Genomic DNA, 10,906 nt, shown 5'->3' on the forward strand with positions numbered 1-10,906 from the left:
CGGGAGCGTGTCGGGGGTCTTGAGCGAGTGTCGGGATCCGCCGCGAGGCGGGGTGCTCACGCGTTGGAGACGACCGCCAGGCGCTCCAGGACCGCCCTGGCCGCGCCGGTGTCGATCGCCTGGGCGGCGCGCGTCACGCCGTCCTGCAGGCTGACAACGCGCCCGGCGACCATCAGGGCCGCCGCGGCATTCAGCACGCCGATGTCGCGGTAGGGCGTATGGGCGCCGCCGAGCACCTCGCGCAACGCGCTCGCATTGTGCGCGGGATCGCCGCCGCGCAGCTCCTCGGGTTGGGCGAGGCGCAGGCCCAGCTCCCGCGGGTCGATGGTGAAGCGGCGGATCGCGCCGTCCTCCAGCGCCACCACGGCGGTCGGGCCGGTGGTGGTGATCTCGTCGAGCCCGTCCGAGCCGTGGACGGTCCAGACCCGGCGGCTGCCGAGCTCGGCCAGCACCCGCGTCATCGGCTCGGCGAGCGACGGCGCGTAGACGCCGAGCAGCTGCGCCGACACCCCGGCCGGGTTGCAAAGGGGTCCCAGCACGTTGAACAGCGTCCGCGTGCCGATCTCGACCCGGACGGGTGCCACGTGGCGCATCGAGGCGTGGTGCGACTGGGCGAACATGAAGCACAGTCCCGCCTCGCCGAGGCAGCGGGCGAGGTGGTCCGGGGTCAGGCCGATGCCGACGCCGAGCGCCGAGAGCACGTCGGCGGCGCCGGAGCGGGACGAGGCGGCGCGGTTGCCGTGCTTGGCCACCGGCACGCCGCAGGCGGCGGTGACGATCGCCGCGAGGGTCGAGACGTTGTAGCTGCCCGAATGGTCGCCGCCGGTGCCGACGATGTCGATCGCGCCCTCCGGCGCCGCGACACGGGTCATGCGCTCGCGGAGCGCCCCGGCGGCGCCCGTGATCTCGTCCAGAGCCTCACCGCGGACGTGCAACGCCATCAGGAAGGCGCCGGCCTGGGCGTGCGTCACCTCGCCGGAGAGCAGGTGGTCGAAGGCGCGGCGCGCCTCCTCGCGCGTCAGCGCGGCGCCCGTGGCGACCTTCGCCAGGTAGGGCTTGAACGAGTCCATGACGATAACGAGCCTGATCTCAGCGCGGGCCTACGCCCGGCCCGTCAATGCACATCTCGGCCGCGCTTGTCACCCCGGGGCTCGGCATTCCGGGCCTCGGCGGTCCGAACCTTGGCATTCCGAACCTTGGCATTCCACGCCGCGGCGAGGTCGAGGAAATTGCGCACCATGGTCTGCCCGTGCTGCGACAGGATGCTCTCGGGGTGGAACTGCACCCCGTGAACCGGCCGCTCGGCGTGCTCCAGCGCCATGATCAGCCCGTCGGCCTCCGCGGTGACGACGAGGCTGTCGGGGCAAGTGGCCCGCTCGACGATCAGCGAGTGGTAGCGGGTGGCGGCGAACGGCCCGTTGATGCCGCGAAACAGCCCGTTCGCCCCGTGCTGCACCTGGGAGACCTTGCCGTGCATCGGGGCGGGGGCCCGCACCACGTCGCCGCCGAAGGCCTGGCCGATCGCCTGGAGGCCGAGGCAGACGCCGAGCATCGGGATCTCGTCGCTCAGGTCGCGCACCACATCGAGGCACACGCCGGCCTCGCTCGGCGTGCACGGGCCCGGCGAGAGCACCAGGGCGTCCGGCGCGCGCCGGCGGATCTCCTCGACGGTGATCGCGTCGTTGCGCACCACCTCGATGGAGCCGGCGAGCGACCCGATCAGATGGACGAGGTTCCAGGTGAAGGAATCGTAGTTGTCGATGACCAGGATGTCGGACATGGATGCGCCTCTTGGGGCGCGGTGTGGGGCTTGGGGCGGCGGGAGGTCAAGGGGGCGGAACGCGGCGGGGGCGGGCAGGGTCCGTGCTTCCGGGTCGAGCGGGCCGCTCGCCTCGCTCGATACGTCTCGGCAGATGTGCCGCGCGGCCCACGAAAAAGCCCGCCCATCCCTCGCGGGACAGGCGGGTGGAAGTCGAGGGTCCGTCCTTGGTGGAGGAGGGTTGCTATTCCCGCTCGCCGGTGAGGCTCAGCAGCATCTGGAACAGGTTGATGAAGTTCAGGTAGAGCGAGAGCGCTCCGAACACCGCGAGCTTGGAATTGGCTTCCTCACCCCAGTTGTCGGCGTACTGCTCCTTGATCGACTGGGTGTCGTAGGCGGTCAGCCCGGTGAAGATCACGACGCCGATGAGCGAGATGGCGAATTGCAGCGCGCTCGAGGCGAGGAAGATATTCACCAGGCTGGCGATGACGAGGCCGATCAGGCCCATCACCAGGAACGAGCCCATCCGCGAGAGGTCGCGCTTGGTGGTGTAGCCGTAGAGGCTGGTCGCGCCGAACATCGCCGCGGTGATGAAGAAGGTCCGGGCGATGCTGGTGCCGGTGAAGACCAGGAAGATCGAGGCCAGGGACAGGCCCATCACCCCGCAGAAGGTCCAGAACAGGGTGTGGGCAGTGGCGGCCGAGATCCGGTCGGCGCGGAACGACAGCACCATGATGAAAGCGAGGGGGGCCAGCATCACGACGTATTTGAGCGGCGTGCCGAAGAGCGGCTTGTAGAGCGCCGGGGTCGAGGAGACGCCCAGCGCCACGAGGCCGGTCAGCGCCAGGCCGAGGCCCATCGTGTTGTAGACCCGCAGCATGTGCCGCCGCAGGCCCTCGTCGAAGACCGCACCGGCGGGGGCCGCATGGGTCTGCCAGGCGAAGGGGGTGTTCATCGGGGAGGTCGCTCCGGGATGGTGGCGGTTGACGAGGTTAGTGCCGCAGGGCCGCCAGGGTGGCGGCGGCGCGGCCGAGATCGGGCTCGCTGCCCGAACCGCTGAGCGCGTAGGCGCCGTGCCCGGCCTTCCAGTAGACCGTGACGGCCTCCGGCGAGCGGACGATGGCGGGAGCGCTCGCCTCCGCGTCCGACGTGCGGGTCGCGAAGAGTGCGACCTTGCCGAGGCTGCCGGCATCGATCGCGACCTCGACGCCCGCGCCGCTGCGCGAGGGGAAGATCTGCATGTCGTCGACGCGCCAGTCCGCCGGCAGGTCGGGCAGGGCGATGCCGGTCGCCGCCTCGACCTCGCGCCGCTCATAGGCCGGCGTCGGGCGCTGCGAGGTCACCCGGGCCCGCACCAGGGCGGCCTGGCGAGCCTGGAGCGCCTCCTCGACGAAAGCCGGCGCGGAGTCCGGGTAGTGCGTCGAGGCGATGGTGTTCTGCACCCCGAAATCACCGGTCTCGTTGTGCAGGAGCCAGCCGGTCCCGACCAGCATGGCGATCACGGCGGCGCGCTGGAGCCGCGCGCCGATGCGCCGCCAGGTCATGGCGCGGTCGAGGCGGCGGGCCGCCGCGGCGAGGCGCTCGGGCGTCGGACCGGGCCGCACGGCCACGCCCTGCACCGGCCCGAAGGCGGCGCAGAGGGCGTCGCGGGTGTGCAGGTCGGCCATCACCCTGGCCGCCACCTCCGGGCGCGCTGCCAGATGCTCCTCGACCTCGATTCGACGAGCGAGGTCGAGCTGGCCATCGATATAGGCGTTCAGGTCGGCCTCGGTGATCGGATCCATGGTCGTCTCCGGTGACTGCTCGCCGCTCATCACGATGCCCTCGCGGCGTTGCCGCCCTCGACCACCCGCAGGCGCAGGGCCGGTCGCTCCGGCGCGTCGTCCGGGGCCGGCAGGCGGGAGGCGCCGCTCTCGATGTTGCGCAAGGCCGCCCGGGCCCGCCCGAGGCGCGACATCAGCGTGCCGATGGGGATGCCGAGCACATCGGCCGCCTCCTGGTAGGCCAGCCCCTCGATCGTCACGAGGTGCAGGGCCTCGCGCTGCTCCGCCGGCAGGCGCTGGAACGCCTCGCGCACCTGGGCCAGCCGCACATGCCCCTCCTGCGCAGGCGGCGTCGCCTCCTCGACGATGTGGCCGAGGGCGTCGGCGTAGCGCGCCTCGACCTTGCGGCGGCGCTGATCGTCGATGAAGGCGTTGTGCAGCACCGTCATCAGCCAGGTGCGCAGGTTGGTGCCGGGCCGCAAGGTACCCTGGCGCTCGAGGGCGCGCACGAGGGTGTCGTGCACGAGGTCGTCGGCCTGCGCGGAATCGCGCGTCAGGGATCTGGCGTAGCGCCGGAGCGGCACCAGGAGGTCGAGCACGTCGGGGCGCTTGCGAAGCATCATGATGGGTAAACGTGCGGAGGCGCGTTCCTAATCCCCTCGCCGCCGCTCCGCGCGACCGTCATCGCGCAGGGTCAGGTTCACATCCGCGTGATCGAGCCGTCGGCATGGGGGCCGAAACGACGCCGCCGAAACGACAAGGGGCCCCGAATGGGCCCCTTGCGCACGTCCGAACGGGACGGCCGTTTCAGTGCGACAGGATCCGCGACAGGAAGGTCTGGGCGCGCTCGCTGCGCGGGGAGCCGAAGAACTCCTCCTTCTGCGCGTCCTCGACGATCTCGCCCTTGTCCATGAAGATCACCCGGTGGGCGACCTTGCGGGCGAAGCCCATCTCGTGGGTCACCACCATCATGGTCATGCCTTCACGGGCGAGCTCGACCATCACGTCCAGCACCTCGCCGACCATCTCGGGGTCCAGCGCCGAGGTCGGCTCGTCGAACAGCATCACGATCGGGTTCATGGCGAGCGCCCGCGCGATGGCGACGCGCTGCTGCTGGCCGCCGGAGAGCTGGCCCGGATACTTGTGCGCATGGGCCTTGAGGCCGACCCGCTCGAGCAGCGCCAGGCCCTTGGCCTGCGCCTCGTCCTTGCTCCGGCCGAGCACCTTGCGTTGTGCGAGGCTCAGATTGTCGGTGATCGACAGGTGCGGGAACAGCTCGAAATGCTGGAACACCATGCCGACCCGCGAGCGGAGCTTGGGCAGGTTGGTCTTCTTGTTGGCGATCTGCGTCCCGTCGACGGTGATCTGGCCCTTCTGGAACGGCTCGAGGGCATTGACGCACTTGATGAGCGTCGACTTGCCGGAGCCCGACGGGCCGCAGACCACCACCACCTCGCCCTTGCGGATGGCGGTGGTGCAGTCCGTCAGCACCTGGAAGTCGCCGTACCACTTCGAGATGCCCTCGATGGTGATCATCGGCGCGCCGGTCGCCGCCACCGGCGGCGGATCGGTGAGCAGGGTGCCGACGGGGCCGGAGGCCGGCGCCGCCGCGGACGTGGCCTGCGGCTCCGGAACGGGGCTGACGGGCGGCATCGCGGAGGAGGTCATGGGCAGGGAATCCTTGGGCGAGAACCCTATCGGATGATGGCGACCCGGCGCTGCAGGCGGCGCACCAGGAGCGAGGCGATGAAGCAGACGGCGAAGTAGACCACGGCGGCGAACAGGTACATCTCGACCAGGCGGCCATCGCGCTGCGCCACCTTGGACGCGGCACCGAGGAAGTCGGTGATCGACAGGACGTAGACCAGCGAGGTGTCCTGGAACAGCACGATGGTCTGGGTCAGCAGCACGGGCAGCATGTTGCGGAAGGCCTGGGGCAGGATGACGTTGCCCATCGACTGCCAGTAGGTGAGGCCGAGCGCCGAGGCGGCGGCCGCCTGGCCCTTGGGGATCGACTGGATGCCCGCCCGCATGATCTCGGAGAAGTAGGCCGCCTCGAACAGCGTGAAGGTGATGAGCGAGGAGGAGAAGGCGCCGACCTGGATCGGCCGTTCGGCCCCGATGACCCACTGCCCGATATACGGCACCAGGAAGTAGAACCAGAAGATCACCAGCACCAGCGGCAGCGAGCGCATGAAGTTGACATAGGCCTTGGCGATCTGCGGCAGCACCGGCAGGCCGGAGAGCCGCATCATGGCGATCAGCGTGCCGAGGATCACGCCGCCGACCGCCGCGAGCGCGGTCAGCGTCAGCGTGAAGGTCATCCCGTCGAAGAACAGGTAGCGCCAGGAATTGAGGATGACGCTGAAATCGAAGTTCGAGAACATCGCGGGCCCTTGTCCGTCAGCGTAGAGGTTAGCGGCCCGGCACCGCGACGCGGCGCTCGATCAGCCCGGCGGCGGTCACCACCAGCAGGTTGATGATGATGTAGATGATCGTCGCGGCGGTGAAGGCCTCGAAGACCTGGAACGAGAATTCCTGCATCGCCCGGGCCCGGGCTGTCAGCTCCAGGAGGCCGATGGTCAGCGCCACGGACGTGTTCTTCAGGTTGTTGAGGAACTCGGAGGTCAGCGGCGGCAGGATGATGCGGTAGGCGTTGGGCAGGAGCACGTAGCGGTAGGTCTGCGCGGTGGTGAGCCCGAGCGCCGTGCCGGCCATGCGCTGGCCCCGCGGCAGGGCCTGGATGCCGGCCCGCACCTGCTCGGCGACGCGCGAGGCGGTGAAGAAGCCGAGGCACACCACGGCGGTGTAGAACGGCGCGTTCGGCAACTGCTTCAGCCAGGTGCCCCAGGATTCGGGCAGCACCTCGGGCAGCACGAAGAACCACAGGAACATCTGCACGAGGAGCGGGATATTGCGGAACAGCTCGACATAGGCGTTGCCGACGCTCTGCGCCGCCCGGCTCGGCAGGGTGCGCAGCACGCCGACGACCGAGCCGACCGCGAAGGCGATGACCCAGGCGCAGAGGGCGGTGACGATCGTCCAGATCAGGCCCGACAGCAGCATGTCGGCGTAGGTGCCGTTCCCCTCGGGCGACGCCTCGAAGAAGATGCCCCAGTTCCAGTTGTAGTTCATGCCCTGTCTTCCGGGTCCGCTCGGCTTGGTCGAGGCTGTCTCGGCGGCGATGGTATACGGTTTTCCGGCCCGGGCGAGGCCGGGCGCGGTCGAGGCACAGGGAAAAGTGCCGAGGGAGAAGATCCGGGGAAGCGCCGCCCCCTCGGGAGGGCGGCGCGCCGCGTCAGATCAGTAGGCGGCCGGGTCCGGGCTGTCGCTCGGCTTGGCGAAGGCGTGCTGCAGCGCCTCGCTCATCGGCAGGTTCAGGTTGATGTCCCGCGGCGGGATCGGCTTCATGAACCACTTGTCGTAGGTCACCTTGGACTCGGGGCTCTTGTAGAAGGCGGCCGTGGCGGCGTCCGTGACCTTCTTGAACGGCGCATCGTCCTTGCGCAGCATGATGCCGTAGGGCTCGGGCTTCGACAGGGCGTCGGTCGAGATCATGTAGGCGCCCGGTTCCTTCGAGCCGGCGGCGAGCGAGGCCAGGAGCACGTCGTCCATCACGAAGGCGGCGGCGCGGCCGGTCTCGACCATCAGGAACGCCTCGGCGTGGTCCTTGGCCGGCAGGATCGTGATGCCGAGCTTCTTCTCGGCATTGTACTCGTTGATCTGCTTGATGTTCGTAGTGCCCGAGGTCGACACGACGGTCTTGCCCTTCAGGTCCTCGAACTTCGTCAGCCCGCTCGACTTCTTGGCGACGAAGCGGTTGGCGGTGAGGAAGTGGGTGTTGGTGAAGGCGACCTGCTTCTGCCGGTCGACGTTGTTGGTGGTCGAGCCGCATTCGAGGTCGACGGTGCCGTTGGCGATCAGCGGGATGCGCGTCGCAGAGGTCACCGGGTTCAGCTTGACCTCGAGCTTGTCGAGCTTCAGCTCGGTCTTCACCGCGTCGACGATCTTGTAGCAGATGTCCATCGCGAAGCCGACCGGCTTCTGGTTGTTGTCGAGGTAGGAGAACGGCACCGACGAGTCGCGGTAGCCCAGCGTGATCTGCCCGGTCTCCTTGATCTTCTTCAGCGTCCCGGTCAGATCCTGTGCCGAGGCGGTTCCCGCCGAGGCCGCCAGGCCGGCGAGCAGGACGGGAAGCAGGCTTCTCAAACGCATTCGTGCTCTCCTTTTGGGCACAGACCTAGTCCGTCACGGCGATGTTGGCGTCAAGGGTCGGGCTGGGGATGAGTGGGGCGCCCGGACGGGGCCAGTCTGCGCAGGCCGGGAGGTCGTGCCCGGTCCGCCCCTGGCAAGCCGCGGGCCAACCGCAGCCGTGGCGCGCCGCCGCCCCGGCCGGGCAGCCCCTCGCGGGGGACCTGTTGCGCCCTGGACCCGCCCGCGCGAAGGTGCCACCGCCGACGGCCCTGAGCTTGCTCGGCCCCCGCGACGAACCCGCGACGACGGACCGACGAGACCGATGCAGATCGCCACGCCCTACCTGATGTTCCTCGGCGACGTGCCCGACCGGCTCGCCGCCAAGACCGCCTACGGCATCGTCGACTGGCGGCCCGAATGGTGCGTCGGGCAGCTGCGCCTGCCCGGTTGCGCCGCCGATCTCGGCATCCCGGACCTGACGATCGCGGAGGGCGTCGCCAAGGGTGCCCGCACGCTCATCGTCGGCGTGGTCAATGCCGGCGGCGTGCTGCCGCCGCACTGGGTCGCCACCATCGTCCAGGCGCTGGAGGCCGGGCTCGACGTGGCGAGCGGCTTGCACACCCGCCTCGGCTCGGTGCCGGAGATCGCCGAGGCCGCGTCCCGCCACGGGCGCCAGCTCCACGACGTGCGCCACTCCGACCAGCGTTTCGATACCGGCAAGGGCACGCGGCGGTCGGGCAAGCGGCTGCTCACCGTCGGCACCGACTGCTCGGTCGGCAAGAAGTACACCGTGCTGGCGCTGGAGAAGGGCATGCGGGCCCGCGGCCTCGATGCCGATTTCCGCGCCACCGGGCAGACCGGGGTGTTCATCTCCGGTCGCGGCGTCGCCATCGACGCGGTGGTGGCCGATTTCATCTCCGGCGCCGTCGAGTGGATCGCGCCCGCCGCCGATCCGCAGCACTGGGACCTGATCGAGGGCCAGGGCTCGCTGTTCCATCCGAGCTTCGCCGGCGTCAGCCTCGGCCTGCTGCACGGGGCGCAGGCCGACGCCTTCGTGGTCTGCCACGAGCCGACCCGTACGACGATGCGCGGGGTCAGGCACCCGCTGCCGAGCATTCAGGAGGTCATCGACCTCACGGTACGGCTCGGCCGCCTGACCAACCCGGACATCCGGCCGACCGGCATCGCAGTCAACACGCAGGCCCTGGAGGAGGGGGAGGCGAGGGCGCTCCTCGACACGCTCGCCGCCGAGCACGGCCTGCCGGCGACGGACCCGGTGCGGTTCGGGGTCGAGGGGCTGGTCGACCGTCTGGTCGCGGAGTTCCCGGCGTGATCCGGCTCGCGACCGCCATCGAGCGCTGGCCGATCGCCGGCACCTTCACCATCTCGCGCGGCAGCCGGACCGAGGCGGTGGTGGTGACCGCCGAAGTCACGGACGGCGCCGTCACCGGCCGCGGCGAGTGCGTTCCTTACGCCCGCTACGGCGAGACCGTGGAGGGCGTGCGCGACCTGATCGCGGCGCAGGCCGAGGCGCTGGCCGCCGGCCTGAGCCGGCAGGATCTCGCCGGACGGATGCCGGCGGGCGCCGCCCGCAACGCCCTCGACTGTGCCCTGTGGGACTTCGAGGCCAAGCGCGCCGGCAGGCCCGCCTCCGCGCTCGCCGGGATCCCGGCCCCCGCCCCGGTGACGACCTGCTACACTCTGAGCCTCGGCAGCCCGGAGGAGATGGCGGCGGCGGCCCACGTGGCGGCCGCGCGGCCGCTCCTGAAGGTGAAGCTCGGCGGCGCCGGCGACCCTGAGCGGATCGCCGCGGTGCGACGGGGCGCACCGAATTCGCGGCTCGTGGTCGACGCCAACGAGGCCTGGTCGGCCGAGACGTTGGCGGCCAACCTCGCGGCCTGCGCGGCGGCCGGCGTAGAGCTGATCGAGCAGCCCCTGCCGGCGGGCGACGACGGGCTGCTCGCCCGCATCGACCGCCCAATACCGATCTGCGCCGACGAGAGCCTGCACGGCGACGTCGGCCTCGATGCGCTGAGAGATCGCTACGACGCGATCAACATCAAGCTCGACAAGGCCGGCGGCCTCACCGAGGCCCTGCGCCTCGCGAAAGGAGCGAAGGCGCAGGGGCTGTCGATCATGGTCGGCTGCATGCTCGGCACCTCGCTCGCCATGGCACCGGCGATGCTGCTCTCAGGCTTCGCCGACTTCGTCGACCTCGACGGGCCGCTCCTTCTCGCCCGCGACCGCGAGCCCGGGCTGCGCTTCGAGGGCAGCCTGATCCACCCGCCGGAGCCGGCCCTGTGGGGATGAGGGTATTTTCGGCCTGAACCGGACCTTCGGACGGGCCCGGCGCGCTTGCGCCTGGCCGGCAAAGGGTGCTCTCTGACCGTCAGGGACCGGGAACGGGTCCCGCATCCGGGAGAGACCGTACGCCATGATCCTGGTCAGCGTGATGTATCCGGGCGGCGCCGACGCCCAGCCCTTCGACCTCGACTACTACCTCAAGCACCACATGCCGCTGGTGCGCGAGCGCTGGTCCTCGATGGGCCTGGAGAAGGCCGAGGTGGTCAAGGCGAGCGGCACGCCCGACGGCAGCCCGGCCCCGTTCCAGGTGATCGCCCTCCTCACCTTCCGCTCCCTCGACGAGTTCAAGCAGGCCGGGGCGGCCCACGGCAAGGACATCTTCGGCGACATCCCGAACTTCTTCAAGGGCCAGCCGGTCGTGCAAATCAACGAGCCTCAGAGCTTCTGACGCCTCGGTGATGATCGACATCATCAAGGTCCTGCGCGAGCAGCATCCGGACCTCGGCCCCTACGTCCTGGCCTTGCGCGAGCGGTCCGGGCTGGTGGCGCCGGACGATCCCGATGCGCTCGCGCCGGAGGTGCGGGACTGGGCCGCGGAGCAGGCGCCCAGCACCGCGTTCAGCCGGCGTAAGCTGACCTACGCGCCGTTCCCGGGCCTGCCGGAGGAGACCCGCACCCTGGGTGTCGTCGCCTTCGACAATGCGGCGGACCTCGCCCGCTTCGCGACCCGCTGGACCTGAGCCTCGTGCTGAGACCGGCTTCGCTCTGGCGCCGCGGCAGCGCATGATGTGGAATCCGGAGGTCGTCGTCCGGATTCCGGATTATACCCTCGCGCCTTCGCCTCGACGTGTCGATGCGAAGGCGACCGGCGCATCAGCGCCGGCGC

13 protein-coding genes are annotated in these 10,906 nt (G+C 70.3%); 4 read left to right on the top strand and 9 right to left on the bottom strand.

The features are described 5' to 3' along the window. Window positions 1-56 precede the first annotated feature (56 nt). The 9 genes from trpD to MFF64_RS15805 form a co-directional block, all read right to left on the bottom strand. A complete protein-coding gene (trpD, locus tag MFF64_RS15765; protein ID WP_238191467.1) occupies window positions 57-1,070 on the bottom strand; it encodes an anthranilate phosphoribosyltransferase in 1,014 nt (337 codons plus the stop codon). Between the two features lie 44 nt (window positions 1,071-1,114). Continuing rightward, window positions 1,115-1,780: an anthranilate synthase component II gene (locus MFF64_RS15770; protein ID WP_099903612.1), complete on the bottom strand. Its 666-nt coding sequence runs from the start codon at window positions 1,778-1,780 to the stop codon at window positions 1,115-1,117. A gap of 223 nt (window positions 1,781-2,003) precedes the next feature. Beyond that, window positions 2,004-2,714: a Bax inhibitor-1/YccA family protein gene (locus tag MFF64_RS15775; RefSeq protein WP_099903614.1), complete on the bottom strand. Its 711-nt coding sequence runs from the start codon at window positions 2,712-2,714 to the stop codon at window positions 2,004-2,006. A 37-nt stretch (window positions 2,715-2,751) separates the two neighbouring features. Beyond that, window positions 2,752-3,543, bottom strand: a complete 792-nt coding sequence (locus MFF64_RS15780) for an anti-sigma factor family protein (protein ID WP_099903618.1) — start codon at window positions 3,541-3,543, stop codon at window positions 2,752-2,754. Between the two features lie 29 nt (window positions 3,544-3,572). Further along, window positions 3,573-4,142, bottom strand: a complete 570-nt coding sequence (locus tag MFF64_RS15785; protein WP_438823078.1) for a sigma-70 family RNA polymerase sigma factor — start codon at window positions 4,140-4,142, stop codon at window positions 3,573-3,575. Between the two features lie 187 nt (window positions 4,143-4,329). After that, on the bottom strand, window positions 4,330-5,058 hold the full coding sequence (locus tag MFF64_RS15790; RefSeq protein WP_099901375.1) for an amino acid ABC transporter ATP-binding protein: 729 nt from the start codon (window positions 5,056-5,058) through the stop codon (window positions 4,330-4,332). 158 nt (window positions 5,059-5,216) lie between these two features. Next, a complete protein-coding gene (locus MFF64_RS15795) occupies window positions 5,217-5,909 on the bottom strand; it encodes an amino acid ABC transporter permease (RefSeq protein ID WP_238191471.1) in 693 nt (230 codons plus the stop codon). A 28-nt stretch (window positions 5,910-5,937) separates the two neighbouring features. Further along, a complete protein-coding gene (locus MFF64_RS15800) occupies window positions 5,938-6,657 on the bottom strand; it encodes an amino acid ABC transporter permease (protein WP_238191472.1) in 720 nt (239 codons plus the stop codon). Between the two features lie 168 nt (window positions 6,658-6,825). Further along, the gene (locus MFF64_RS15805; protein ID WP_099903067.1) at window positions 6,826-7,737 is read right to left on the bottom strand and encodes an amino acid ABC transporter substrate-binding protein; all 912 of its coding nucleotides are present in this window, start codon (window positions 7,735-7,737) and stop codon (window positions 6,826-6,828) included. Window positions 7,738-8,038: 301 nt separating this feature from the next. Here MFF64_RS15805 and dgcN point away from each other — a divergent pair, with 301 nt between their 5' ends. From dgcN to MFF64_RS15825, 4 genes are all read left to right on the top strand, one after another. Next, window positions 8,039-9,049 (top strand): N-acetyltransferase DgcN, encoded by a 1,011-nt coding sequence (gene dgcN / locus MFF64_RS15810; protein WP_099903068.1) that lies wholly within the window; start codon window positions 8,039-8,041, stop codon window positions 9,047-9,049. Continuing rightward, a complete protein-coding gene (gene dgcA / locus MFF64_RS15815; RefSeq protein ID WP_238191475.1) occupies window positions 9,046-10,026 on the top strand; it encodes an N-acetyl-D-Glu racemase DgcA in 981 nt (326 codons plus the stop codon). Before dgcN ends, dgcA begins: the two co-directional genes overlap by 4 nt. 124 nt (window positions 10,027-10,150) lie before the next feature. Next, window positions 10,151-10,468 (top strand): EthD family reductase, encoded by a 318-nt coding sequence (locus MFF64_RS15820; RefSeq protein ID WP_099904794.1) that lies wholly within the window; start codon window positions 10,151-10,153, stop codon window positions 10,466-10,468. 10 nt (window positions 10,469-10,478) lie between these two features. Beyond that, window positions 10,479-10,760: a hypothetical protein gene (locus MFF64_RS15825; protein WP_099904797.1), complete on the top strand. Its 282-nt coding sequence runs from the start codon at window positions 10,479-10,481 to the stop codon at window positions 10,758-10,760. Window positions 10,761-10,906 lie beyond the last annotated feature (146 nt).

It is taken from the genome of Methylobacterium frigidaeris, from assembly GCF_022179185.1.
Classification (GTDB): domain Bacteria; phylum Pseudomonadota; class Alphaproteobacteria; order Rhizobiales; family Beijerinckiaceae; genus Methylobacterium; species Methylobacterium frigidaeris.